This is a genomic window from Arthrobacter sp. StoSoilB20, from assembly GCF_019977295.1.
Classification (GTDB): Bacteria; Actinomycetota; Actinomycetes; order Actinomycetales; family Micrococcaceae; genus Arthrobacter; species Arthrobacter nicotinovorans_A.
Window position 1 is genome coordinate 4,468,767 of sequence record NZ_AP024651.1, and the last position, 24,158, is coordinate 4,492,924.

General features: G+C 63.5%; 23 protein-coding genes. 7 read left to right on the forward strand and 16 right to left on the reverse strand.

Annotation, left to right across the window (positions count from 1 at the left end):
• Positions 1-76 precede the first annotated feature (76 nt).
• The 3 genes from LDN85_RS20345 to LDN85_RS20355 all read right to left on the reverse strand — a co-directional run bounded on the left by LDN85_RS20345 (position 77) and on the right by LDN85_RS20355 (position 2,323).
• The gene (locus tag LDN85_RS20345) at positions 77-967 is read right to left on the reverse strand and encodes a hypothetical protein (RefSeq protein ID WP_223944025.1); all 891 of its coding nucleotides are present in this window, start codon (positions 965-967) and stop codon (positions 77-79) included.
• Entirely contained in the window at positions 964-1,515 is a 552-nt protein-coding gene (locus LDN85_RS20350; RefSeq protein WP_026543011.1) for a sigma-70 family RNA polymerase sigma factor, read from the reverse strand. The genes LDN85_RS20345 and LDN85_RS20350 overlap by 4 nt, the downstream gene beginning before the upstream one ends.
• Positions 1,516-1,603: 88 nt before the next feature.
• The gene (locus LDN85_RS20355; protein WP_091553244.1) at positions 1,604-2,323 is read right to left on the reverse strand and encodes a hypothetical protein; all 720 of its coding nucleotides are present in this window, start codon (positions 2,321-2,323) and stop codon (positions 1,604-1,606) included.
• Between the two features lie 298 nt (positions 2,324-2,621).
• Here LDN85_RS20355 and LDN85_RS20360 point away from each other — a divergent pair, with 298 nt between their 5' ends.
• Together LDN85_RS20360 and LDN85_RS20365 are read left to right on the forward strand one after the other, a co-directional pair.
• Entirely contained in the window at positions 2,622-3,827 is a 1,206-nt protein-coding gene (locus LDN85_RS20360) for a hypothetical protein (protein ID WP_139183515.1), read from the forward strand.
• Between the two features lie 35 nt (positions 3,828-3,862).
• Complete coding sequence (locus LDN85_RS20365; RefSeq protein ID WP_223944026.1) at positions 3,863-4,357, forward strand: hypothetical protein; 495 nt, start codon at positions 3,863-3,865, stop codon at positions 4,355-4,357.
• On the opposite strand, the gene LDN85_RS20370 is transcribed toward LDN85_RS20365, so the two are convergent.
• The 6 genes from LDN85_RS20370 to LDN85_RS20395 all read right to left on the reverse strand — a co-directional run bounded on the left by LDN85_RS20370 (position 4,329) and on the right by LDN85_RS20395 (position 12,662).
• Positions 4,329-5,375, reverse strand: a complete 1,047-nt coding sequence (locus LDN85_RS20370; RefSeq protein WP_223944028.1) for a Gfo/Idh/MocA family oxidoreductase — start codon at positions 5,373-5,375, stop codon at positions 4,329-4,331. The genes LDN85_RS20365 and LDN85_RS20370 overlap by 29 nt on opposite strands.
• Before the next feature lie 269 nt (positions 5,376-5,644).
• Positions 5,645-7,372 carry an ABC transporter family substrate-binding protein gene (locus LDN85_RS20375; protein ID WP_026543016.1) on the reverse strand — a complete coding sequence of 576 codons (1,728 nt, stop codon included), beginning with the start codon at positions 7,370-7,372 and terminating at the stop codon, positions 5,645-5,647.
• A 79-nt stretch (positions 7,373-7,451) separates the two neighbouring features.
• A complete protein-coding gene (locus LDN85_RS20380) occupies positions 7,452-9,617 on the reverse strand; it encodes an ABC transporter ATP-binding protein (RefSeq protein WP_026548493.1) in 2,166 nt (721 codons plus the stop codon).
• Positions 9,614-10,573: an ABC transporter permease gene (locus LDN85_RS20385; protein WP_026543018.1), complete on the reverse strand. Its 960-nt coding sequence runs from the start codon at positions 10,571-10,573 to the stop codon at positions 9,614-9,616. The genes LDN85_RS20380 and LDN85_RS20385 overlap by 4 nt, the downstream gene beginning before the upstream one ends.
• Entirely contained in the window at positions 10,573-11,556 is a 984-nt protein-coding gene (locus tag LDN85_RS20390) for an ABC transporter permease (RefSeq protein ID WP_026543019.1), read from the reverse strand. Before LDN85_RS20390 ends, LDN85_RS20385 begins: the two co-directional genes overlap by 1 nt.
• Before the next feature lie 500 nt (positions 11,557-12,056).
• Positions 12,057-12,662 carry a TetR/AcrR family transcriptional regulator gene (locus LDN85_RS20395; protein ID WP_175493479.1) on the reverse strand — a complete coding sequence of 202 codons (606 nt, stop codon included), beginning with the start codon at positions 12,660-12,662 and terminating at the stop codon, positions 12,057-12,059.
• A gap of 120 nt (positions 12,663-12,782) precedes the next feature.
• Here LDN85_RS20395 and LDN85_RS20400 point away from each other — a divergent pair, with 120 nt between their 5' ends.
• Both LDN85_RS20400 and LDN85_RS20405 read left to right on the forward strand, forming a co-directional pair.
• Entirely contained in the window at positions 12,783-13,349 is a 567-nt protein-coding gene (locus tag LDN85_RS20400) for an NADPH-dependent FMN reductase (protein ID WP_026543022.1), read from the forward strand.
• 167 nt (positions 13,350-13,516) lie between these two features.
• Positions 13,517-14,380 (forward strand): GerMN domain-containing protein, encoded by an 864-nt coding sequence (locus LDN85_RS20405; RefSeq protein ID WP_223944029.1) that lies wholly within the window; start codon positions 13,517-13,519, stop codon positions 14,378-14,380.
• A gap of 115 nt (positions 14,381-14,495) precedes the next feature.
• Here the strand turns inward: LDN85_RS20405 and LDN85_RS20410 are convergent, their stop codons facing one another.
• From LDN85_RS20410 to LDN85_RS20420, 3 genes are all read right to left on the reverse strand, one after another.
• On the reverse strand, positions 14,496-15,035 hold the full coding sequence (locus LDN85_RS20410; protein ID WP_026548497.1) for a hypothetical protein: 540 nt from the start codon (positions 15,033-15,035) through the stop codon (positions 14,496-14,498).
• Complete coding sequence (locus LDN85_RS20415) at positions 15,016-16,047, reverse strand: hypothetical protein (protein WP_026548498.1); 1,032 nt, start codon at positions 16,045-16,047, stop codon at positions 15,016-15,018. The genes LDN85_RS20410 and LDN85_RS20415 overlap by 20 nt, the downstream gene beginning before the upstream one ends.
• 90 nt (positions 16,048-16,137) lie before the next feature.
• Positions 16,138-16,986: an isocitrate lyase/phosphoenolpyruvate mutase family protein gene (locus LDN85_RS20420; RefSeq protein WP_223944030.1), complete on the reverse strand. Its 849-nt coding sequence runs from the start codon at positions 16,984-16,986 to the stop codon at positions 16,138-16,140.
• Positions 16,987-17,097: 111 nt separating this feature from the next.
• Here LDN85_RS20420 and LDN85_RS20425 point away from each other — a divergent pair, with 111 nt between their 5' ends.
• The 3 genes from LDN85_RS20425 (at position 17,098) to LDN85_RS20435 (ending at position 19,315) form a co-directional block, all read left to right on the forward strand.
• The gene (locus LDN85_RS20425) at positions 17,098-18,405 is read left to right on the forward strand and encodes a PLP-dependent aminotransferase family protein (protein ID WP_223944032.1); all 1,308 of its coding nucleotides are present in this window, start codon (positions 17,098-17,100) and stop codon (positions 18,403-18,405) included.
• Positions 18,402-18,830, forward strand: a complete 429-nt coding sequence (locus LDN85_RS20430) for a universal stress protein (RefSeq protein WP_026543028.1) — start codon at positions 18,402-18,404, stop codon at positions 18,828-18,830. Before LDN85_RS20425 ends, LDN85_RS20430 begins: the two co-directional genes overlap by 4 nt.
• Positions 18,831-19,003: 173 nt before the next feature.
• Positions 19,004-19,315, forward strand: coding sequence for a hypothetical protein (locus LDN85_RS20435; protein WP_035761329.1), 312 nt, complete (start codon positions 19,004-19,006; stop codon positions 19,313-19,315).
• Between the two features lie 65 nt (positions 19,316-19,380).
• Here LDN85_RS20435 and LDN85_RS20440 read toward each other — a convergent pair whose 3' ends face one another.
• From LDN85_RS20440 to pdhA, 4 genes are all read right to left on the reverse strand, one after another.
• Positions 19,381-20,064 carry a phosphatase PAP2 family protein gene (locus LDN85_RS20440; RefSeq protein WP_155854175.1) on the reverse strand — a complete coding sequence of 228 codons (684 nt, stop codon included), beginning with the start codon at positions 20,062-20,064 and terminating at the stop codon, positions 19,381-19,383.
• Between the two features lie 88 nt (positions 20,065-20,152).
• The gene (locus LDN85_RS20445; RefSeq protein ID WP_223944033.1) at positions 20,153-21,778 is read right to left on the reverse strand and encodes a dihydrolipoamide acetyltransferase family protein; all 1,626 of its coding nucleotides are present in this window, start codon (positions 21,776-21,778) and stop codon (positions 20,153-20,155) included.
• Positions 21,779-21,851: 73 nt separating this feature from the next.
• Positions 21,852-22,832: an alpha-ketoacid dehydrogenase subunit beta gene (locus LDN85_RS20450; RefSeq protein ID WP_223944035.1), complete on the reverse strand. Its 981-nt coding sequence runs from the start codon at positions 22,830-22,832 to the stop codon at positions 21,852-21,854.
• Positions 22,832-24,025 (reverse strand): pyruvate dehydrogenase (acetyl-transferring) E1 component subunit alpha, encoded by a 1,194-nt coding sequence (gene pdhA, locus LDN85_RS20455; RefSeq protein WP_026543033.1) that lies wholly within the window; start codon positions 24,023-24,025, stop codon positions 22,832-22,834. The genes LDN85_RS20450 and pdhA overlap by 1 nt, the downstream gene beginning before the upstream one ends.
• Between the last annotated feature and the right edge of the window lie 133 nt (positions 24,026-24,158).

Consider the following 24,158-nt stretch of genomic DNA (forward strand, 5'->3'; position numbering starts at 1 on the left):
ACCCCGCCGTCGTGGTTTAACCCGCGCCAATGTGGCAGTTAATGCCAATGTTTCCGTCAAACATTGGCATTAACTGTCACTTCGCGGGGATGCCGGGGTTGGCCGGCGGCGAGGGAACCACATGGGTAGGAACAGTCACAGGGATGTCCGAGGGTCGGAGCTTGGCCGGATCAATCCCCGAGGGGTCGATCCCCGGCGGTGTTACGGGGACGACCGGCGTGGGGATGCCGCCGTTCCCAGGTTCGTGGGGTAACGGGTCCTTGGGTTGTTGAGGCGATGCTCCCCCACGGGGCGGCTGATGGGAATCCGGGACGGGGTTGCCGCCGGAATTCGGGGAAGCAGGTGCCGGGGCGGGCTGGTTCCGGTCGGGAATTGCAGGCTTTTCCTCAACAGTCGGGGCCGGGGTGGCACCGGTCGGGCCATCCTGCTTTGGAGCATTGCCGGGACCAGGCGCGAGCTGTGAGACAACGGTGCCTATGGCTGCGCCCAGATGCTGGAAGGTACCCGGAATTCCGCCGTCGGACGCGGCCGCAGCAGTAGCACCACCGGCCACGGACACCACAACAACAAGACTTGCGACAGCAGCGCGTCGCTTTGTCCGCCGCCGCGCAGCAAGTTCGTCGGCAGGGGGGTCGAAGGCAGGCGCCGGATCGGACGCAGGCGCCGGGTCAGCCACACGGGCCGGGTCTTCAACCGTGGCGAGTACCGTCGTCGGCGAGCCCGACGACGCAACGGGGCCATCCGTCGTCGTGATTTCCTGGGTGGCTGCAACCTGGCCGCTGACCATGAGCGCACGAACAGCCTCGGACGGCGCAGGGACAGTGTCCGCCAGCGAACGGAGTTCCAGGAGTTCTGTCCGGAGTTCGGCCTCGCCGTCCAAACCGGAGTCGGACAGCAGGCGGTCTACGGCCTGCTGGTGTGCTGCCTGCTGGTGTCTGGGTCCGCGCGGCGGAAAGTGTTCGCTCATGATGTGCCGTTCGTTCGTTGTGCACGTTTCTTTAGTGCGCCCAAGGCCCGGCGCTGCAACTGCTTCACGGCGCCTTGGGATTTACCCATGATGTCCGCTGTTTGTTCCACGGACAGGTCGGCGATGACGCGTAGGGCCAAGACCTCCCGGTAGTCGTCCGCGAGGTCGTTCAGGAGTTCCGTGACACCCAAACCGGAGGCCCGTCCGAAGGCTTGCTCTTCCGCCGACGGCGCACACCGCGAATCCAGTTCCGACTCGTAAGGTGTGGAGTCAGGCGTCCGTTCGCGTTTGCGGTAGTGGTCCACCATCCGGGCGTGGGCGATGGAGAACAGCAGCGTCTTGGCACCCTCAAGCCCGCCGTGGAGGGTTTCAAGCTTTGGATACAAGGCCAGGAACACGTCCTGGGTAACGGCTTCGGGATCATCCACGCCGCGGGCCCGGAGATAGCCGAAGACCGGCCCGGAGAAGCTGTTGTAGGCAGCCGTAAAGAGCAGCGCGGGGTCATCATGATCCGCCTGCAAATATTCGTCAGCCAAAGGGTCAAGCACCCGTGGACGCCTCCATCCCGCGTTACGAGGGCGGGGTTCCTTGCCCTAAGCCAAGGAACCCCGCCGTTAAACCGTAGCCGCTGCGCGTTTAGCGGACAGAATCGAGGGGCGCGCCCGGTGCCGCCGGAACGTCGCTCGGAACCTGCGACGGGAGACCCGGAGCAGCAGGCTTTGCCGGGACTGCGGGGGTGGCCGGCACGTCCGGCGTCGCAGGCACTGCAGGCTTGGCGGGGACGGCCGGTACCGCCGGCCTTGACGGGAGTACCGACGTCACGGAAGCATCGGCGTCGGCGTCTGCCTGGGCCGAACCGTTCGCCTTCGCATTAGCGGCCTTGCCGGCGTCAACTACTGCTTCGCAGTGCGCCTCCACTTTCGCTTCCCCGCCAGCAGCAATGGTCAGGGACTCGAAGCCCGGGACCTTTGCATCAGAGTTCAGGCCGCCGTTGAGGAACGCGGTGCACAGTCCGAAAGTCTCCGGCGATGTGGCCTCGTTGGCAGTGGCGTTCGCAGCGGAAACAGCGTCGGCAGCCTTTGCCTGGCCGGCTTCGGCGGCTTTTGTCGCCTTTGCCTGCGCGGCCCCGACGGCGTCAGTCGCCTTGGTGGTGGCGGTCCGGGCGGTCTCAGCTGCTTCAGCGGCCTTGCCGTCAACTGGAGCGGGCGCGCCAACGAGGTCATGTGCGGTCTGCTGGATTCCGGTGGGAAGCGCACCGTTGAAGGCAGCTACACCGGTTCCACCGGCAGCTACAGCTCCGGCGGCCAGGACGCCCGCGGCGACTTTGCTGGTGGCGAGGACAGTGAACAAGGACATAAAACCCTCCGACAAAATACTTGGGATTGCCCCGGCAGCGGTTGGGTCGCTGCCGGATGATCAGCGCGCGGGTGTGGCCCGCACTCCCCTTACATCGTTCTTGGGTGCGGCGAGGTTACGCCTTGTCAGAAACTGATTGTCAGCGCGCGGCGTCCCGCTCAGTTGTCCACACTGGCTAGATGTCCCCATGGCCGGGCCGGCTGCAGCCAACTATGCTCAGGAAAATGCTTGGGCCGTTGGTTTCCTGGCATTTGTATGTCACTACGCTCAGGGGATACGTGATGGGACTGGGTACCTAATGGGACAGGGATTGGTTGGCGCAGATGTCGGAGACCTCCGTCGTCTATCGGCCGTGATGGATGCTGAGGCAGAGAAGATCACGGATCTTCAACGGCAACTCACCGCAATGATTCAGAACGGAACGTATTGGCGCGGGAACGACGCCGAGCAGTTCCGCAGCAGGTGGCAGAGCGACCTCCACGGCCGGTTGAGTGCCGCAGCGGTTTGCCTCAAGGACAACGCCCGCGCCCTCAAGCGCAATGCAGACCAGCAGGAGCAGGCCTCAACAGGCGGCGCTGGAGGATCAACCAAGGGAGGGCCCTCGGACGGTCCTTTCAGGTTTACTCCAGACGGGCTTGGGTTCACTTTTGATCCCACCAGCTACGGCCCTGTCACCGTGGAAGGCAGTGGCTCCTTCGACAGCCAGGCAAAGGGCGAAACGCACGGCTCGCTTGGTCCGGGCGGGATCGAGGTGGGAGGTTCCGGAGAGGCTTCCACTGGAGGGGACATGACCTGGAAGGCGGAGTCCGAATTCGGGCCCGTCAAAACCACTGTCACCAACGAAACCTTTGTTGGCGCGCGGGCCGAGGGTGAGTTCGGGGCCAGCGTGCCGTTCGGGCTGGGACTTCCCAACGCCCACGCCACGGGCGAAGCATTCGCAGGCGCAGAGAACGTAACCACTACCCGATCGGACTTCTTCGACGGATGGGTCACCAACACCTCAACCACCCGAATGATGACGGGAGTGGAGGCCAGTGCCCACGCCAACGCCAGCAGCCCGTTCCTGTTCTCCGCCGGTGGTGAGGGCTTTGCCGGTCAAAAGCTCACCATGGATAACAAGACCGACTTCGCAGGCGGCCTGTTCTCCCTGGGGCAGGGCGGAGAAATACGGGCAGGGGCCTGGGCCAGTGCCGGCGAAGGAGAGGTGACCGTCAAAGGCGGCGAGACCACCGGAACGGCGTTCAGCGCAGGCGCCGGAGCGGAACTGACCGGAAGCCGCTACGTAGAAGTCCTGGGCCAGACCCTGACCCTCAACGCAACAGTCGCTGCCGGAGCCGGCGAAAGCCACTTCTTCACAGCTTCCATGGACGAAGACGGACTCACCCTCGGCGCCGGTGCCAAGATCACCGCGGAGCTTGGCCTGGGAGCCGGGGGCCAGATCACCATCAGCCCGTCCGGCTTTGTGGATTCCGTGACCGGGTTCGTCGACTTCCTCAGCAAATAGCTTTCCTGTACTGACAGTGCTCCGAAAGGGCTCCCATGACATCGCACCAGGTTTTCCCCTCCGAGGCTTTTCCCGCCTACCCCGCAATAAAGCTCGATCCGCCCGCAGGTTGGACACGCCAGGTGGTTCCGGACGCGGTGGGTGCCCTGATGGCCCCCACCGTGGAAGGCCGCTACACAGCAAATGTGGTGATTTCCGTGTCACGCCGCTTGCCCGGCTACCAGCTCGCCGACATCGCCGCGTCCGTGGACTCATTCCTGGATGCGTTGCCCGATGCTGTTCTGCTGGGCACAGAGCCGGTGGTGATCAATGGCCGTGATTGGCACGTACGCGAAGCCCGCTACACGCACCCGCAGGCCGGACCCCTGGCACAATTCACCGCCGTGACGGTGGTTCACCACGAAGCCGCTGCGGACATTGTCCAGCTGACCGGCAGTTGCCAACCCACTGAAGGCAACCAGGACCTCAAATCCATTTACGCAGTGGTGGCCAGCGCTGACGTTATGCCAGAGACCGTGTCTGCTCAATGAGTTTCAGGACAGCAACCGGGTCGGCTGGATCCACCGGCAAGGGAAGCGCGGAGGCCGAGCCGCCGTCGTCGAGTTTGTCCGCCAGAATCCGGTAAAACTCGGGGTAAGCGCCACGCTCCGTGGCCACCGCGGTGCGCTGCCCGTTCAGTTCCAGCGTGCCGTGGTTTTCGGCAGGCTCGACGCCGTACCCGGCATCCGTCGGCAGCCCACCGCCGAGCACATAGGGTTCCTGCGGGTCGCTGCCGAACTTCACGAAGCCGCCTTCGGTACCCAGAATCCGGAAGCGTGGCCCGTGCAAGTGGCTGGTCAGGTTGATGCGGACGTGACTGATAACGCCCGACTGGTGCTGGAGTGCCAGGAAGACGTCGTCGTCGGCTGATTCCTGGGGACGGCGCGCCTGGATTTCCGCGTAGGTGACTGTGGCGGGACCAAAAAACTGCAGGCACAGGTCCAGGACGTGGGTGCCGAGGTCGAACAGTACGCCACCACCGTCTTCCGCCGAAGCACCGGCTTTCCAGGCTTTGGCGATCTCCGGAGCCCAGCGCTCCATGCCCACCTCACACCGGGTCACTGTCCCCAGCGTCCCGGCGTCGAGCAGTTTCCTGACGGTGAGCGAGTCGCCGTCCCAGCGCCGGTTTTGATACACGGTGAGGACACGGCCAAGTTGTGCGGCCAATCGGATCAGTTCCTCGCCCTCGGTGCTGCGGACCGTGAACGGCTTATCGACGACGACGTCGAGGCCGGCTTCCAGCGCGGCTTTGGCAAGCGGGAAATGCGTTGCGGGCGGTGTGCCCAGGACGATCAGATCCAACTGATCAGCGAGGGCCAGGATGTCCCCTGGCGTGTTGACGATGGCGGCCTGCGGGTAGCGCGCCTTTGCTTTCGCCTGCCTGCCGGCGTCCGAGGTGGCAATGACGGATAGTTCGTAGGCGGGATTACTGGCGATGAAGGGGGCGTGAAAGACGCTGCCCGAAAGGCCAAAACCTGCAACGGCGGTACGGATCGGCTGGGAAGTCATGACCCTAGGCTACCGATCCTCTCTCACGTAACAGCCCTTTCACGCGCACCCTCTATCACCGGTGAGAGAGCGTACGCGTGAACGCCCGGGGATCTGCGCGAGCGTACGCGTGAACGCCCGGGGGACCTGCGAGAGCGTACGCGTGAACGCCCGGGGATGTGAGAGATGGTTGGGACGGCGAAGGCCGGGAACCTCCGCGAACCGATCAACGGGTTCAGGGAAGCTCCCGGCCTTCAGGAAACTACTCTTGGGAATTTACAGCTGAGGGGCTACTTCTTGGCGCCCTTTTCCCAGCCGATGGTGGTCCAGTCCGGAACGTTGGAGAGGCTCTGGAACAGGGACGGGCCGTAGTTGGCCAGACCCTTGCGCACGAACTGGATCTCCGGACCGTTCATCACGACGCCCATGGAGAAGTACTTCTCCATGTGCTTCTTCTCTACCTCCATGGCGGCCTTGTTGCGCTCGGCGTTATCGGCGATGGACGAGAGACGCTTGATTTCAGCGTCGAGTTCAGCGTCGCCGAGGCCGTTTTCGTTGGTCTCGGAGTCGTAGTACTGCTTCACAGCGTCGGTAGCATCCGGGCCCACGGTGTAACCGGAGATGGTCACATCGAACTCGCGGGAGCCAACAACCTTGCCGAAGTCAGCGTCGCCGCGCTGATCGATGCCAACATCCATGCCGGCGGCCTGGAGCTGCTTCTGCAGGGTCTGGGTGGTTGCCGCTGCGGTGGGGTCATCACCGAAGTTGGTGATCTTGAAGGAGACGGGGACGCCGTCCTTCGCCATGATGCCCTTGTCGTTGGCTGCGTAGCCAGCGTCGGTCAGGACCTTCTTGGCAGCCTCGGCGCCGGTGTCCTTCACGGGGTAGTTGTCCTGGTAGTACTCGGAGAACGGCATGAGCATCATGGAGCCCGAGCTCTCTTCGGACCAGTTCAGGCCGTTGAAGCGGACGTCGCGGATGGCCTTGCGGTCGACGGCGGTGAAGATCGCCTTGCGTACGGCAACGTCGGTGAGGGCCGGGCGCTTGGCGTTCAGGTTCAAGCCACCGGCGAACAGGCGCTGGCCGCGGCGGATCTCAGAGTTGGTGGTACCTTCGAGCTGCTTGTAGCGGCCCAGGGTGCGGCCGTTGGCTGCGTCGATTTCACCGTTCTTGAAAGCAGCGATGGTTGCGCTCGGCTCCATCTGGCGCCAGATGACCTTTTCGAGGACCGGCTTCTGGCCCCACCATTTCTCATTCGGAACCATGGTGACGGTCTTGGCGGTGGTGTCGTAGTTCTCCACCTTGAACGGGCCGGCCATCCACTCGGGGTGCATGTTGCCCGCAAAACCGGTGTTGAAGGTCTCCGCGGAGTTGTTGGAGGGGTGGATCAGACCGAAGAAGAGTGAGTCCAGCGGGTAGACGGGCTGGGTGGTGGTGACAATGACTTCCTTGTCATTGGCGCCTGCCTTGACGGAGTCAACGAAGGCATAGTTGCCCGCCGTGACGATGTCGATGGCCTTGTCCTCGCCCTTCAGCATGTTCCAGGTGTTCTGGAACGTCTTCACGTCGATGGGTGTGCCATCGTTCCAGGTGGCTTTGTCATTGACCTTGATGGTGATGGTCTGCTTGCCATCTTTGACTTCGCTCTTGACCTCTTCGCAGAAGTCCTTGTTGGGCTCGGCCTTGCCGCTGAAGTCCAGTTTCCAGCAGCCACCGATGCCGCCGCTGCTGATGGCAGCCGGGTTGACCGGTGTCAGCAGGGCGGAAGTATCCGCGCTGTTGCCGACATTGGAGAAACCATTGAAGTCCGGTCCAATGCTGCCCACGCCCAGGGTGAGTGTGCCACCCTGCTCAAGATCCTTTGCTTCCTTGGCGTTGACGCTGATCAGCTTGCTGATGTCGCCTCCGCTTTCTTCGGCCTTCTGTGAGGCCGGACCCGACGGCGTTCCCCCGCCACAAGCGGTCAGCATGAGCGCTGCTGCGAGTGCTACGCCACCGATCGTCGTGTATTTCTTCATGGTTTGCCCTTCATGTTTACGACTGGAAATTCATTTGCGAGTTGAGACCAGGGATTCATTTCAAATGCGTCATATGTCGTCAGGCATGCACCACCAGCATGTCGGCGTCTATCTCTCCGTCCGGGAAGAAGCACGCGAAATCCTGTGCGCCTTCCTTCTCGGAAGCCAGTGGCGGCTCCAGAGTAAGGCACTTCTCCTGCTTCGCGGCAGGTAGCGCGGCGAAGACAGGACAGCGGGTGGCAAAATTGCATCCCTTGGGAGCATCCAGCGGGCTTGGAAGGTCACCCTGCAGGATGATGCGTTCACGGGTGCGTTCAAGCTGGGGGTCCGGCACCGGAATCGCGGACAGCAAGGCCCGGGTATAGGGGTGGCGCGGGTTATCGAAGACGTCGTCCACGTGGCCGGTTTCCACTATCTTGCCGAGGTACATGACAGCCACGCGGTCCGAGATGTGCCGGACGACGGAGAGGTCGTGGGCCACCATGAGGTAACTGAGGCCCAACTCGGCGCGGAGCTTGTCCAGCAGGTTGATGACTCCGGCCTGCACGGAAACGTCCAGTGCAGAGACCGGTTCGTCCAGAACCACCAGCTTCGGGTTGACCGCGAGCGCCCGGGCGATGCCGATGCGTTGGCGCTGGCCACCGGAGAACTGGTTGGGGAAGCGGTTCACGTGGTCCGGCTGCAAGCCCACCAGCTTCATGAGTTCCATGATGCGTTTCCGGATGGCAGCTTTGGGCATGCCCAGGTTTTCCAGCGGCTCGGCCAGGACCTCGTACACGGTGAAGCGCGGGTCCAGGGCTCCGGTGGGGTCCTGGAAGACCATCTGCATTTCCTTGCGCATGGCCATCTTGGTCTTGTGGTCCGTGGCTACCTTGTTGCTGACGCCGCCGATCACCACTTCGCCCACCTGGTCCGGGTGGAACTCCATGATTTCCAGGAGCGTGGTGGTTTTGCCGCAGCCGGACTCGCCCACGATCGAGACGCACTCGCCTTCGCGGATGTCGAAGCTCAGACCATCCACGGCCTTGACCGTGCCGATCCGTCGCTTGATCAAAGCACCCTTGAGCAGCGGGAAGTGCTTTTTTACGTCCTTGAGTTCCAGGACCTTGTCGCGCTCGACGCGGGGGACGCCGTCGAACTTTGAAACCGGCTTGGGCGGCGCGTGGAAGATCTTGTGCGCGTCGGCGTTGCCGGAGAGTTCCTCCGCCTTGATGCAGGCAGCCTTGTGTCCCAGAGTCTGGCCCTCAACTCCTGGCACCGGAAACAGTTCCGGCTCGCCGTGCAGGCAGGCGTCGCTGACCATGGGGCAGCGGGCCGCGAAGGAGCATCCGGTGACGGGCAGGGCGAGGTTGGGCGGGGTTCCTTCGATTGGCACCAGCGACTGCCTGGTGGCGGTGTCGACGCGGGGAACGGCACCGAGCAGCCCCAGCGTGTAGGGCATCCGCGGGTTGTAGTAGATGTCCTCCACAGTGCCGGTTTCAACCGGTTTGCCCGCATACATCACCATGATGTCGTCCGCCATGCCTGCCACTACGCCGAGGTCGTGGGTGATCATCACGACGGCGGCGCCGGTCTCCTCCTGCGCGGTGTGCAGGACTTCGAGCACCTGCGCCTGGATGGTGACGTCCAACGCCGTCGTGGGTTCATCAGCGATCAGGACCCGCGGATCGTTGGCGATCGCTATGGCGATCATGACGCGCTGGCGCATGCCGCCGGAAAATTCGTGCGGGAAGGCCTTCAGCCGGTCTTTGGGACTGGGGATGCCCACCATCCGCAAGAGGTCGACGGCGCGGGCTTCTTTGGCCTGCTTGCTCATGGTGGGATTGTGGACGGTCAGCGCCTCGATGATCTGGGTGCCTACCGTGTAGACCGGCGTCAGTGAGGACAGCGGGTCCTGGAACACCATGGCGATATCGCTGCCACGGTGCTTGCACATGGCCTTGTCGCTGAGGCCCAGGAGTTCCTTGCCCTTGTACCTGACGGAGCCGGTGATTTCAGCGGTCTCGGGCAGGAGGCCCATGATGGCCATGGAGGTCACGGACTTGCCGGACCCGGATTCACCCACGATGCCCAGGGTTTTGCCGGCCATGAGATCGAAATCCACGCCACGGACGGCGTGGACCACGCCATTCTCGGAGTTGAAGCGGACGTTGAGGTCGCGGACGCTGAGGACTGCTTCGCCGGGGGCATAAAGTCCGGCATCGCGGAGCCGTTCGGCGGGAGTCTGGGAAGTGTTGGTGCTCATTTGCCAGCCTTTGCGGTCTTGGTCTTGGCCCGCCCAATGGAGCTGGAGCTGGGGTCGAAGGCGTCACGGAGTCCGTCGTTCATCATGGCGAGCGAGCCGGTCAGCAGGAACATGACGGTCAGCGGCACCCAGAACATCCATGGGAAGGAGGACACCTGGCCCGTTGCCTGGCCAATGAGGACACCGAGGCTGACGTCCGGCAGTTTGATTCCGATACCGATGAAGGAGAACGCAACTTCGGCAAGGATGGCACCGGTGATGCCGCGGGTGAAGTCCAGGACCAGGAGCGAGCCGATGTTGGGAACCAGGTGGCGCCATACGATGCGGCGGGAAGGGACACCCATGTACTTGGCGGCTTTGACGTAGTCGCGCTGCATGAGGGACATGGAAAGCGAGCGCACCAGGCGGGCGGTTCCCATCCAGCTGAAGAACAGCAGGACAACCACCAGGAGGAGCCAGCTGGGAAGGTTCTTGAGGCCTCCGCTGCCGCTGGTTGCCACGGCAACCACCAGGATGGCGGGCATCATGATGAGGGCTTCGAGGATGAACAGCATGGTGGCATCCACCTTGCCCCCGAAGAAGGCCATGGTGCAGCCGTACACAGCGGAGATCAGCACGGACAGGCCGCCAACGATCAGGCCGATCAGGATCGATGTCCGGGTACCGTCCACAATGAGCGCCATGAGGTCGATGCCGGCCTGCGTGGTTCCGAGCAGGTGGTCCGGCGATGGCGGCATGCCGATATTCAACGGATCAAGGGTGTCCTTGTCCCATTGCGTCAGGAACCCGCCGAAGATCGAGAAGAGGAACAACGCCACGAAGATGAACAAACCTGCGACGGCGGTCCGGTTCCGCATGAAGCGACGGAAGATGATGCGGGACTTCCCGATGACGACGTCCTGGTCGCCCACCCGGGACTCGTCGATTTCCGCGATGGGATCGATGATGTTGGTCATTACTGGACCCTCACTCGTGGATCGACCAATGTGGTGGCGAAGTCGGCAAGGATGGCGCCGATCGCGAAGATCACCGAGCCGTACGCAAGCGTTGCGGTGGCGACGTTGACGTCCTGGAGGCTGATGGCCTGGATGCTCCAGAGGCCGATGCCGGGCCAGGCGAAGATGGCCTCAGCGAAGAAGCCGCCGGTGAAGATCGCCGGAATGGTGAAGGCAATGCTCTGGGCCACCGGAATGAAGGAGACGCGCAATGCGTGTTTCCTGATGGCCTGGTTCCGGGTCAGTCCCTTGGCCCGTGCCGTGCGGACGAAGTCGGCATTGACGTTGTCCAACAGGTACTGGCGCTGGGCGATCTGGTAACCGGCCCAACCGAAGATGGTCATCGCGAAGGTGGGCACGGCGTAGTGGGCCACAAGGTCAATGAACGCCGGCCAGCCTGGCTCGATTCCCGGCGTCGAAATTCCGGTCACGAAGAAGATCCTCTGCCCAACGCTTTCATTGATGCTGATCGCGCCCAACTGCACCAGGAAGTAGGCGATCGGAGCGGGAAGGATGTGGACCAGGTAGCTGTAGGACGTGATGACCCGGTCCTGGAACTTGTACTGGCGGGCGGCGGAATAGACACCAAGGGCGACGCCGATGACCAGGGTCAGGATGATCGAGGCGATGAACAGCCTGGTGGAAACCAAGACGCGGTCGGCGAACTCGGCGTTGACGAAGGCGCCGTTAGGGCTGCGTCCCCAGTCCCAGCGGGTGATGATGCCACCGAGCCATTCAATGTAGCGTTCCCAGGCGTTTTTCTCCGGGTCCAGGCCCAGCCCCCGGAACGAGGCGTTGACCTGTTCAGGGGTTGGCCGCGGAATCTTCTCTTGCTCTAGAACTGCGGGCTTGAGCGATGAGACGGCCAGGAAGTAGCCGGCACTTGTGGTCAGGAAGATCATGATCAGGTAAATGCCCGACCGCTTCATCAGATATTTCAGCATGTCGGGTGGCTGCCCCGAATCGTGGCAAAACTCAAAGCTCGTCCTTCCGCGGTTCCCGGCTGTGGCCGGCGTCAGCTACGAATTGATGCAGTGGGTTGTTGGGTCCCCCGCACCCATTCAGTGATCACCAGCCGTGTATGGCATGCGTCACATTCAAGAGGAAACTACCACAATAACTGCTTCACGTTTTGCCAGCTGGCCTCCAGATTCGCGCCTTGCAGCCAGATTGTTATGTGCAGACTGCGTCACGATGCGGACGCCAAAGGTACTAATGCGGCGTCATTGACGGGAATGGGGGCGCTAACAGTGGCGCGAGAACGGTGGGAGGCACAGCTGGGGCTGTTCCGACGGGCGGGGCTACGCCGACAGGCGGGGCCTACGCCGACAGGCGGGGCTACGCCGACAGGCGGGGCTACGCCGACAGGCACGGGCAGCATCCGGGCGGCGCTAGGCTGCGGGCAGCATCCGGGCGGCACCAAGGGGCGCCACAAGGGGTGCCGCTAGGCCGCGGGCAGCAGCCGGGTGATCAGCTCACGCCAGGAGTCGCTCAGGCGCGTAGGCGAAATGCCGCGGACCCGGACGTCGTCCACAATACGCTCGGGGTCCAGGGCGTAGGTCAGGGACATGGCCATGACCCACGGGTCTGCGATTCCCGCCTCCCGCAGCAGGATTTCCATATGGCGGTGCGAAAGCTTGGTGGCCGGTACATCAAAGCGGTTGCGGGTGGCGGCGCCGGCCGCTTTCAGGAGTTCGCCGTTTTCCAGGACGAAGTAGATCCGCCCCTCGCCAAAAGCAATGAGGCGTTCTTTCGGCGTAGCACCGGGCCCCAGCGGCGGCGGCCCGAACATGAAGCCGCGCTGGAACTCTGACTCGGAGTCGCTGAGCAGGGTCATCATGAGCCCGGCCCTGCTGCCGAACCTGCGGAAGACAGTTCCCTTGCCCACCTGCGCTTTGCAGGCGAGCGCGTCCATGGTCAGCGCCTCGGCGCCGAACTCGGCCACAAGATCCCGGGCAGCAACGAGGAGGCGCTCACGATTCCTCGCTGCGTCACTGCGCTCATGGGGCGCGCCTAGGGGCACGTCCGGCCTCATGGGGATCGAGCTCACAGAAATATTCTAGACCCCGGGAATAGAAAGCGGACCATAGTCCGTTTAGTATCGATGAAGGCCACAAAGCCAAGACATCGAACGGCCGGCACTACTACCGGCCAGACACAAGGAGACACCATGTCCAAGAGCACCGTTCTTACCCTCGTCGGCAGCCTTCGCGCCGATTCCCACAACAAGAAGCTCGCCGAGGCCATCCAGCTGAACGCTCCGGAGAACGTTGACGTCCAGATCCACGGTTCACTGGGCACCATCCCGTTCTACAACGAGGACATCGACGTCGAAGGCCAGGTCCCCGCCGAAGCCGCCGCCCTCCGCGCCGCAGCAGCCGATGCCGACACCATCCTCTTGGTCACCCCCGAGCACAACGGCACCATGCCTGCATCGCTGAAGAACGCCATCGACTGGCTGTCCCGCCCATTCGGCGCCGGCGCCCTCTCCGGCAAGCCGACCGCCGTCGTCGGTACCGCCTTTGGCCAGTTCGGTGGCGTGTGGGCCCAGGACGAGGCCCGCAAGGCTGCCGGCATTGCCGGCGCCAAGGTCCTCGAAGACGTCAAGCTGGCAGTTCCGGGTTCCATGATCCGCTTCGCTGAACTGCACCCGAAGGACGACGCCGAGGTCGTAGAGCAGATCAAGGCCATCTTTGAGCCGCTGACCGCCGTCCAGGACGAAGAAGCAGCAGCCTAGCCATTTCGCCGCCCATGCCCCCGTTCCGCTTTCCGCGGGGCGGGGGCATTCGCGTACCCGGCAGCTTGCTGGCCGTCTGACGGTCCCGGCGTGATCAACTCTTGTCCGAACCGTCACCCTAGCGGGATGTTGTCCGGGGCCAACCCGTCCTAACGTTGGAGATACAGGTGGACGGACAGGAGCGCGGGGCTGTCATGCATGCCGGACGGGGAATCAAGGGCACGACGACGATCGCAGCTGCCTGCCTCGTCTTCGGATTGGGGCTGGTTGGCTGCACTGCCGGACCTGGTGGCACCGGCAGTCCCATGGGAACCGAAGCCGGAAGCGCGGCTCCTTTGCCGACCGTTTTCGTCAGCCCACCGGCCGCTTCGCCTCTTTCCACGTCTGCCGCCCCGACACCTTCCGCCCAAGGCACTCCGTCCATCGCCGACCCCTCGCCCACTTCCACGCCGGCCTCCGCTTCTTCTTACCCGGCACCCATAGTCTCTGCACCCAGTGCCGCGCCCTCCGCCAGCCCGGCTCCCTCCGAGGCGGTCCCCACGCAGGCGCGCACCGCCGTCGCGCCTTCCCCCGAACCGGGGACCAGCGCTCCGGAGCCTTCCGAAACCGGCACGGTGGTGACAGTGGATACCTCCGGTCCCGCGGTCTACTACGTGGCAATCGACGACGGCGGCTCCCGCGGCGTGCGGTTCGGCTGCAACGACAGCCTGGTTCCTGTCCGCGGCGTGGCCGTGCCCGGGGACCCCTTGAGCGTCGCCCTCGGACGGCTCTTGGAGGCCGGCATTCCGGTGGACAGCAATGCGGCCCTTTACGACGCACTGGCTGGCTCCTCGCTGCGCTATCTCTCGGGCTACATGAGCGGGTCCACCGTGGTAGTGAACCTCAGCGGATCTCTGCGGCCCGGAGGCGTGTGCGACATTCCTCGCATCCAGGCTCAACTGACCCAGACAATCGTCGCGGCCAGCGGTGCGTCGCGCGCTGAAATCTACGTCAATGGCAGGACCCTGACGGAGGCCCTGAGCGTAAGGTGAGCTCACGATTGCCATTCCGTTGCCGGCCGGCAACGTCATGGCAGCTTGGCACACTGACTCAGAGAAACGATGGGGAACAACGTGGGAGAACGCCGCATGACGAGCCCGGATCTGCTCACGCTGTCGCGATGGCCAGCACCCGTCGCAACGCCCACGCCACCCGCAACAACGCCAGCACTGAGGCGAAGGCCAGTACGAAAACCACTGCTTCAGGAATCCACAGCCCCGTAGGTCCGCCTCCTTCGAGCACCATCGTGACCAGCGCAGCAACCAGCAGCAGGCCCAACCCCGGGATGGCAAACAGGAATACTTCACCGATCTGCCGCCGATGCGTTGCAGAGAGTCTCTCCAGCGGGAGCTCTCGTTGACCCGGTGCAGCCTTCTTGCCCAGCACGTTGATGAGCATGGAAACGCTGGTAAGGGTCAGCCCGGCCGTTGCTCCTGCCAAGGTGGCGAGAGTCTGGAAGAGAGCGCGGCGGGTCCCGGCGTCGGCCCCTTCAAGCATCAAGGGTTGATGTGCCAGCAGCGCGATCCCCAGCCAGATCAGGACGGCGAGCGCTGCCCACAGATAATCGGCAGTGGGATGGAGAAGGAACCAGCGCCAGACAGTCCGCCGCCGCCCGGGGCGTTCAATATCAACCTCGTACAAGCTCATGGCCCGCACCGCCTGCTGTGGCTTCCTCAGAGGCTATGGCCGCAGCGAGGGCTTCCCGTACGGCGGCCATTCCACCGGCGACAATGTCCGGCACCAGGCCGCTGTCAGGAGAGCCTTTGACCTCCGGGAGGGTCCTGGCGAAGAATGCCTCGTTGTCCCTGGCCTGCTTGTTGAGGATGGCAATGGCCTCGGCCACCGACTTTTGGGGATCGTTGAAAACATCCGGATCAACCTCGATGTGCGAGATGAAACGTTCCTTGAGCAGATCGACCACTTCCCTGTCCCCCGTCAGGGAATCCTTGCCCTCGGCCACCACGTAGTCAAAGTGCTCCACGGAACCGGCCCTGCGGAAGAGGTCGATGAGGTGTTGGATGCGGTCCCTGATCCGCTGCTTGTCCTCGGCATTTCCTGCCCGCCCAACACTGAGCGAAATGCGGAACGTGCCCTCATTCATCAGGCGCGAGGCACTGTCCAGGACGTCGGCCCACTCGCCCTCCATCAGCTTTCCCGTAAGGCGCTCAGCGGGAAGGGCGAATTCGAATCGGCTCACTTCGAGCCTGGCAAGAATTTCCTCGATGTCTTCCCTCACCACAGGTACCAGGACAGGCTCGAGCCCCAGCATTCCACCGAGGTAATCCCCCATCCGGGACGCCCGGGGACCGTTGCCGCTGGTCAGCACGGCAACCACGTTCCTCTTGAGGAACGCGAAGTATGTGGTTTCCAGAAGGTGGTCACCGGGAGCCAGCGGGAGCGGTTTACGCCGGCCAAGGGCATCGCCGACACTTGGCAGGTTGGTGTCCCGGACCCGGTCCAGCAACACCACGGGAAAGGGCGAGGACGCCACGGCCTGCGCCAGCAAGACAGTTCCATCCACGCTGGTGAAATGCCGGTCAATCCCGGAGTCCTGGGCCTTCTTCAGGACCTCCGCGACGCGGCGCGCAGGAAATGGACGGTTCAGCCCTTCACCGTTCAGCTGCTCGATGCGCCAGAACTGCACACTGCGTCGTGCCATCCGTACTCCCCTGCCGTGGTGGCTTTTGTTTCTGATCCCAAGCTACCGGCGGGGTCCGACATTTTGAGGCGGGCGCCGCCGTCGCATGGTTCACCCGCCGTAACGAGGCCCTTCCTCGAAGAGTGCGTCCATCTCGTCGTGGCTGCGCGTGCCTGCCAGCCCTGCCCAGTTGCCGTCCCCCAGAATCTCAGTCGCCACCCGGGCGACCTTGGCGTATGCGGCTTTGGCGGTGTTGCCGCCGATGCTGACGCGACGCACTCCGGCGTCGTGCAGTTCCAACGGCGACGGCGCACCGACTCCCGCCAGCGCATTCAGCGGAGCCGGTATCCGGCCTGACAGTTCATGGAGGACATGGAGATCCACGACGCCGGGCACGAAGACGCCGTCGGCACCGGCGGCGACATAGGAGTCCGCACGACGCAACGTCTCCTCATAAGCTGAGTCCCCGAATCGTCCCGACAGGAACGTATCGGTGCGGGCATTGATAAACAGCGGAATCCCGCGGTCGTCGGCAGCGGCCCGGATGAGGGCAATCCTGCGTGACTGTTCGGCGGTGTCGGTAAGTGGTTCCTCGCCGGAGTCCTCGATATTGATGCCTACGGCGCCTTCATCAAGGACGGCGTGGACGGTGGCCCTCAGTTCGTCGTCGGTGCGTCCGTAACCGGTTTCGATGTCTGCGGTGACGGGCAGCGTTGTAGCGCCCACAACGCGGCCAAGCGCAGCCATGGCCAGACCCCACGGAACGTGGTCGCCGTCCCGGAACCCCAGGCTCCAGGAGACCGCGGAGCTCGACGTGGCGATCGCCGTCGCTCCTGCTTCCTGCACCACACGTGCGGACGCAGCGTCCCAAACGTTGACGAGCACCAGCGGCGTGGGCCCGGCGTCGTGGAGTTTGTGGAACTGTTCGGCCTTGGTCACGGATGCCTGATGCGCTGTCATAGCTACATTCCAGCCGTTCCGGATGGATGCGTAAAGCGCGGAGAGCCACACTCGAAGATTTTGGGAAACAGATGTTGCCTCTTTAGCAACATCGAGGAGTATCCTGTCACTGTGACCCACGAAACATTGGATGCCGGCGCAACGCTGCCCGCTGAAGCCATCGACGCCATTGAGCGTGCCGCCACGGCCGCCCACCCGCACGAGGAACTCTTCTCCGCGCGGGCCGCCAATATCAAACAGTCCGCCGTGCGGGACGTCTTCGACATCTCCATGCGCCCGGGGCTCGTCTCCCTTGCCGGAGGCAACCCGTACCTGCAGTCGCTGCCCCTGGAAAAGCTGGGACAGACCGCCGCCAGGATTATCGCCGAGGAAGGCATGACCGCCCTGCAGTACGGCGGGGGCCAAGGTACCGAGGAACTCCGCCGGCAGATCTGCGATGTCATGGCAGCCGAGGGCATTACCGACGCCCTGCCGGAAAACGTCGTCATCACCGCAGGCTCGCAGTCGGCGCAGGACGTAGCCACCAAGGTCTTCTGCAACCCCGGTGATGTGGTCTTGGTGGAAAACCCCACCTACGTCGGCGCGCTGAACACGTTCGAGGCGTACCAGGTTGAGGTGGAGCCGATCGACATGGACGACGACGGCCTGGTGCCGGAGCATCTTGAGGCCAGGATCGCGGCGCTCCAGTCCGAGGGCAAGAACATCAAGTTCCTCTACACCATTCCCAACTTCAACAACCCCTCCGGCATCACGTTGGCAGCGGAGCGCCGGCAACGGATCGTCGATATATGCCGCAAGGCGAATATTATTGTCCTGGAAGACAACCCCTACGGACTCCTTCGCTTCGACGGGCATCCCATAGCGCCGATGCGTGCCGCGAACCCGGACGACGTCATCTATTTCGGCTCGTTCTCCAAGATCTTCGCTCCCGGACTCCGGATTGGCTGGGCGCTGGTTCCTGCCCACCTCCAGCGCCGCTTCTACCTCGCGTCCGAGGCAGTGACGCTCTGCCCACCGCCACTGAATCAAATGCTGGTCTCGGCATACCTCCGGGAATACGACTGGCAAGGCCAGATCGACACTTACCGCACGCTCTACGCTGAGCGCTGCCAGGCCTTGCTCTCGGCACTTGAGGAGTACATGCCGGCAGGCCTCACCTGGACCCGGCCGGACGGCGGCTTCTTCGTGTGGGTCACGCTGCCCGACGGCGTGGATACCTATCCCCTGCTGGGCAAAGCGATCGACGCCGGAGTCGTCTTCATTCCCGGAGCAGCCTTCTCACCCGCGGACGGCCCCTCCAACAAGTTGCGCCTGGCGTTCAGCGCGGTACCGCCGGATACCATTACCGAAGGCGTCCGCCGCCTGGCACCAGTTTTGGCAGAAGCCATCACAGCCATCAATGAAGGAGCAACACAATGACCGGAGTTGTGATTGTCGGAGTAGACGGCAGCGAGACGGCAATGAGGGCAGCCCAAGCCGCCCGGCAGTTGGCGATTGGCCTCGGAGCCAGCCTGCGCGTTGTCAGTGCATTCGACAGCAACCGCACAGAGGTGGTGGAGATCGGCACCGACAAGTGGATCGTGTCCGACGCCGCCGAAGCAGAAACCGTGGCACGCACAGTGGCAGAACGCCTGGCGCAGGAAGGCCTCGAGATCACCTACTCCGCGGCGCGCGGAAAGCCTGGTGAAGCACTGGTGAAGGAAGCCGAAATGCAGGACGCCAGCTTGATCGTGGTGGGCAACCGGCGCATGCAGGGCCTGGGACGCGTCCTTGGCAGCGTAGCCAACACAGTGGCGCACACCGCCCCCTGCGACGTCTACATCGCCAAGACCGACCAGCCGTAAAGCGAGCTGAATCACGCCGCCGGGTGGGGAGCCTCACCCGGCATTTGGCGTCTTTTGGGCCGGGCTCCTGAAGTCATCGTTATAAAATCGAAATGCCCCCAATGGCGCGTGCCACCTCCACTTACTGACTTCAGGGGATCATTTTCTTGCTTACTTTGCAGCCGCGCCAGCGCGTGGGACACGACATCCTTCTTGCCCGCCACGGCAACAACATCAGCACCATGCGTTTTGACCGCAGCAACGACCGCGTCATCGCGATGCTCGACGACGGCTCCTGGGACAGCGCGCCCAACATGATCACCCCAGGCCTGGACATGCCCGAGACTTTCGGCAGCGTGTTCCGCAAGGACTGGCGCTTCCTGTCCGTGGCGTGCGTGGCCATGGTAACCATCGCCGCCGTCGCCATGGGCATCAGCGTGGAGATGGCAAACAACATGTCCACCACCGAACTCCAGGCTCTTCTGGTCAGCTACCCGGCGTTCTAGGCGCCGAAACTGCGCGGCTGTGCCGCTGTGCCGCTGTGCCGCTGTGCCGCTGTGCCGCTGTGCCGCTACAGCATCCACTCGCGCAGCAGCCACCACAATCCGGCGATCACCACTCCGCCGAACAGCGAGCCCACAATGACCTGGCCCAGGGTGTGAGCGCGCAGGACCAACCGCGACCAGCCCACTGCCGGGACCAGGAGCAACACCGGCCACCAGGCAGGTCCGAACATGGCCACCACAATGACAGCCGCCGCGGCCAAGGCAGAGGCGTGGCCGCTCATCTTCCAAAAGGCACTCACCACGGCCAAAATGGCGATGCCTCCGATGAGCGCAATGATCATCACCGAGACACTGGCAGGGCCGTTCAACAGCTCCAGTACGCCCAGCCCGGCCACCACTGAGACCAGGGCCATCAGCAGCAACGCCGGGCGCTGGCGTCGGTCGCTGACATGGTGGTCTGTGATCCTGCCCAGTTTGACCATCACCAGCACGTAGGCCAGCGGCAAGACGCAGACGAACACTGCGGCCAGGAGTCCGAACCACATGGTTCCAGGAAACCCGGGTTCGATTGCGGGGCTGATCAACAGCAGCACCATCACCACAACCGGCGGCTGGAATACTTCCGTCAGAACCCGGGCAAACGTGCGCCAGTGGCCCGTTACAAGCTGCGGGGGAACATGGCCGGCATCGGCAACCGCCAGCCCAGCCCCGGCCGGTGCAGCCGCGGAAGCACCGTCCGGTCCGGCCATCGAAGCGCCACCCGGGTTAGCGGCGCCTTCCGCGCGGGAGGCACCTTCCGGGTGGGAATCCGTCCCGGGACCCGGGGTTGTTTGCCGGTCAGTCAAGCAACAGCGCCGGTTCTTCAAGAATGGCCGCTACGTCAGCCATGAAGCGGGCCGACAAGTCGCCGTCAACCACCCGGTGGTCGAAGGATCCGCCAAGGGTGGTGATCCAGCGTGGAATGACTTCACCGTCCAAAACCCATGGCTTCTGTTTGATGGTTCCGAACGCGATGATTGCGACCTCACCCGGATTGATGATGGGGGTTCCGGTGTCGATGCCAAGTGCACCAATGTTGGTGACAGTCAGGCTTCCGCCCTGCATCTCCGCCGGCTGGGTCTTGCCTGCACGTGCTTTAGTGGCCAGATCGTTCAGTGCCAGGGCCAATTCCTTGAGGGACAGGTCCTGGGCGTCCTTGATGTTGGGGACCATGAGGCCCCGGGGAGTCGCAGCTGCGATGCCCAGGTTCATGTAGTGCTTGACCTGGATCTCAGCGTTTCCGTTTCCGTCTGCGTTCTCCACCCACGTGGCGTTGACGCTGGGGTTTCGGGCCGCCGCCCAGATCACGGCCTTGGCCAGGATCAGCAACGGCGAGACCTTGATTCCTTCAAAGTCCCGGGAGACTTTGAGCCGTTTGACGAACTCCATCGTGCGGCTGGCATCGACGTCCACAAAGATGCTGACGTGCGGCGCGGAGAATGCCGACTCCACCATTGCCTTGGCGGTGGCCTTCCGAACCCCCTTGACTGGAAGGCGCTCGATGCGCTGGTCCTGCGGTTTCTTGGAGGCGCCCCAGAAGGAGTCGGCTTGATCGTGCTCGGCATCGCGCTGCGCCTGGTAGCTCACAAGGTCCTCGCGGGTGACCTCGCCCCGCTGGCCCGTGGCCACGACGTCCGCGAGGTCGATTCCCAGATCGCGGGCAAACTTCCGAACAGGGGGCTTGGCCAAAACCTTGTTGACCAAGCCGCTGATGGTGCCGCTGATGGCCGCACCCCGGGAAGCCGCAATCGGCGTACCCGCGGCGTTGCTTGCTGGGGCAGGAGCCGAAGCAGCCGGCACCTGGGTGCTTGCCACCTGGGCAGCCGGAGGCTGGCTGCCGGGTGCAGCAGTGGGGCGCGCCGGCGTCGTGCGGTGGGAAACGGGCACTTCGTCCGCCTTGGCTTCCACTACCGCTTGGTGGTTTTGGACCGTGCCCTCGGCGTTTTCGGCGACCGTGGCCGCTTCGACCGAACCGGCCGGACGCTTCCGGGCGCGGCGCTTGACGGCGTCGGCCTTCGGCCCCGAACCTACCAGCGGACCACCGGCCGGACGGTTGTCATCATGGTCCTCGTCGACGCTCAGTTTGCCGTACAACGGCATCTCGACGGCGGTAGCCGCCGGAGTCGCTTCGGCCACCGCACCCCCGGAACTGCCTGAAGCCGCAGTTCCTTCCGCACCTTCGGCACCTTCGGACACAGCGATGATCGCCGTGCCGACCTCCACAGTGATGCCCTCTTCCACCAGCAACTCAGTCACCGTGCCGGCGAAGGGAGAAGGCAGTTCCACCAGGGATTTGGCCGTTTCGATCTCACACAGGACATCGTTGATTGCTACGACGTCGCCCGGTTTGACCTTCCAAGCCACTACCTCGGCCTCGGTCAGGCCTTCGCCGACGTCCGGCAGGTTGAATTTCTTTACAGTCACAGTGGTCCTCGATTTCCGGTTACCAGGCAACGAAGCCGGGCAGGATCAGGGCGGTTGAGTGGGCCAGCAGGCGCTAGTAGGACAGCGAGCGGTCGAGTGCTTCCAGGATCTTGTCGATGTCCGGCAAGTAGTCCTCTTCCACCTTGGCAACGGGGTACGGCATGTGGAACCCGCCAACGCGGATCACGGGGGCCTCAAGGTGAAGGAACGCCCGCTCACTGATACGAGCCGCGATCTCGCCTCCGATGCCGCCGAACGTGGGTGCCTCGTGGGCGACGATCAGGCGCCCTGTCTTCTTGACCGAGGCTTCCACGGTGTCAAAATCCAGGGGCGAGATGGAGCGGAGGTCGATGACCTCAATGCTCCGGCCGTCCTCCGTAGCAGCGTTGGCTGCGGCCAGGGCTACGGGAACCAGCGGTCCGTAGGCCACGATGGTGGCATCAGTGCCCTCGCGGACTATATGTGCCTTGAAGGGATCCTCGGACAGGCCGGCATTCTGGACATCCACTTCACCCTTGAGCCAGTAGCGGCGCTTGGGCTCGAAGAAGATGACCGGGTCCTGGCACTCAATGGCTTTCTGGATCATCCAATAGGCATCGTGGGCATTGGACGGGGAAATGATGCGCAATCCCGCCGTGTGGGCGAACAGTGCTTCCGGCGACTCGGAGTGGTGCTCGATCGAGCCGATACCGCCACCGTAGGGAATGCGGATGACCACCGGAACGGTGAGTTTGCCGAGGCTGCGGGCATGGATCTTGGCCAGCTGGGTGGTGATCTGGTTGAAAGCCGGGTAGACAAAGCCGTCAAACTGGATCTCGCATACGGGAGAGTACCCACGAAGGGCCAAGCCGATTGCGGTGCCCACAATGCCCGATTCCGCCAAGGGCGTGTCCAGGACACGCTCTTCACCAAACTCCTTGATGAGTCCGTCGGTAACCCGGTAGACACCACCAAGATGCCCGATGTCCTCGCCCATGAGCAGTGACTTGGGATTGTTGGTCAGCGATGCGCGGAGACCTTCGTTGATGGCCTTCGCAATGGTCATGGTTGCCATCAGTGAGCTGTCTCCTCGTCACTTTCGAAGCCGGCCGAGTATTCCTCGAACCAGGCCAGTTCCTCCGCAATCAGCGGGTGTTGTTCGGCATAAACACTGGCGAAGGCATCCCTGATGTCGGGAACCTCAAGGCCATGCGTGGTGCTGCGGACGTACTTGGCCAGCTCATCGCCGTCGGCCTTGACTTGATCGAAGAATGCCTCGTCCGCCAGCCCCTCGGCGCGCAGGTATTTCTCCAGGCGGTCCAGCGGATCCTTCTCGCGCCAGGCAGCTTCCTCGGCGGATTCGCGGTACTTGGTGGGGTCGTCAGCAGTGGTGTGCGCGCCAACCCGGTAGGTGTAGGCCTCGATCAGGACAGGACCACGGCCCTCACGGGCGTGCTCCAGAGCCCACTCGGTGACGGCATGGACGGCGATGACGTCGTTGCCATCAACCCGGATTCCCGGGAACCCGTAGCCCTTGGCACGGTTGGCCAGCGGAACCTTGGTTTGGACTTCGGTGGGTACCGAAATGGCCCAGTGGTTGTTTTGGCAGAAGAACACCACAGGTGCGTCGTAGGAAGCAGCGAAGACCATGGACTCATGGACGTCGCCTTCCGAGCTGGCACCGTCTCCGAAGTAGGCGATGACGGCGGCCTTGGGATCCGTCGAATCGGTGGCCGCGGCCAGCTTTTGGTCCCTTTGGATGCCCATGGCATAGCCAACTGCGTGGAGCGTTTGGGCCGCCAGGACCAGCGTGTACAGATGGAAGTTGTTCTCGCGGGGATCCCAGCCACCGTTGGAGACACCCCGGAACTGCTTGAGGAGCTCAGCAAGGTCTACGTTGCGGACAAGTGCAACGCCATGTTCACGGTAGGTGGGGAAGATATAGTCCTGGGCCTGGCTGGCGTGCCCCGAACCGATCTGGGCCGCCTCCTGGCCGGTCAACGGCACCCAGAGGGCGAGCTCACCCTGACGCTGCAAGGCGGTGGCTTCCTGGTCGAAACGACGAATCCTGGCCATGTCCGTGTAAAAGACGCGCAGCTTCTCCGGGTCGATGCGCTTGGCATAGTCCGAGAAGACAGGATCCGAGCCCAGTTTTCCGTCAGGGCCCAGCAACTGAACCATTTCCACCGGTTCCCCTGGCGCGGCTGCTGCCGCGGAGGTTGCCGCGAGAGTTTCTTCCGTCCCGGGGGGCAGTTGTGTCGAGCCCATTCCGTCTCCTTGCTTACCGCGGCGGGGCGCCGGGCAGTGTCTGTCGCTGGGATATATGCCCGTTCCGGAATGTATTCCGGAACGGGCATATTATTGGCTTTCGTCCCTTACTTTATCGGCAGTAAGTTGGGTT

Excerpts from the sequence above, each read along its gene's own strand:
- LDN85_RS20450 (WP_223944035.1), bottom strand. The coding sequence starts at position 22,832 with ATGGCAACCATGACCATTGCGAAGGCCATCAACGAAGGTCTCCGCGCA.
- LDN85_RS20400 (WP_026543022.1), top strand. The coding sequence starts at position 12,783 with ATGTCCAAGAGCACCGTTCTTACCCTCGTCGGCAGCCTTCGCGCCGAT.
- LDN85_RS20420 (WP_223944030.1), bottom strand. The coding sequence starts at position 16,986 with ATGACAGCGCATCAGGCATCCGTGACCAAGGCCGAACAGTTCCACAAA.
- LDN85_RS20430 (WP_026543028.1), top strand. The coding sequence starts at position 18,402 with ATGACCGGAGTTGTGATTGTCGGAGTAGACGGCAGCGAGACGGCAATG.
- LDN85_RS20385 (WP_026543018.1), bottom strand. The coding sequence starts at position 10,573 with ATGACCAACATCATCGATCCCATCGCGGAAATCGACGAGTCCCGGGTG.
- LDN85_RS20370 (WP_223944028.1), bottom strand. The coding sequence starts at position 5,375 with ATGACTTCCCAGCCGATCCGTACCGCCGTTGCAGGTTTTGGCCTTTCG.
- LDN85_RS20390 (WP_026543019.1), bottom strand. The coding sequence starts at position 11,556 with ATGCTGAAATATCTGATGAAGCGGTCGGGCATTTACCTGATCATGATC.
- LDN85_RS20375 (WP_026543016.1), bottom strand. The coding sequence starts at position 7,372 with ATGAAGAAATACACGACGATCGGTGGCGTAGCACTCGCAGCAGCGCTC.
- LDN85_RS20365 (WP_223944026.1), top strand. The coding sequence starts at position 3,863 with ATGACATCGCACCAGGTTTTCCCCTCCGAGGCTTTTCCCGCCTACCCC.
- LDN85_RS20440 (WP_155854175.1), bottom strand. The coding sequence starts at position 20,064 with ATGGCCGGACCGGACGGTGCTTCCGCGGCTGCACCGGCCGGGGCTGGG.
- LDN85_RS20380 (WP_026548493.1), bottom strand. The coding sequence starts at position 9,617 with ATGAGCACCAACACTTCCCAGACTCCCGCCGAACGGCTCCGCGATGCC.
- pdhA (WP_026543033.1), bottom strand. The coding sequence starts at position 24,025 with ATGGGCTCGACACAACTGCCCCCCGGGACGGAAGAAACTCTCGCGGCA.
- LDN85_RS20360 (WP_139183515.1), top strand. The coding sequence starts at position 2,622 with ATGGGACAGGGATTGGTTGGCGCAGATGTCGGAGACCTCCGTCGTCTA.
- LDN85_RS20345 (WP_223944025.1), bottom strand. The coding sequence starts at position 967 with ATGAGCGAACACTTTCCGCCGCGCGGACCCAGACACCAGCAGGCAGCA.
- LDN85_RS20415 (WP_026548498.1), bottom strand. The coding sequence starts at position 16,047 with ATGGCACGACGCAGTGTGCAGTTCTGGCGCATCGAGCAGCTGAACGGT.
- LDN85_RS20410 (WP_026548497.1), bottom strand. The coding sequence starts at position 15,035 with ATGAGCTTGTACGAGGTTGATATTGAACGCCCCGGGCGGCGGCGGACT.
- LDN85_RS20355 (WP_091553244.1), bottom strand. The coding sequence starts at position 2,323 with ATGTCCTTGTTCACTGTCCTCGCCACCAGCAAAGTCGCCGCGGGCGTC.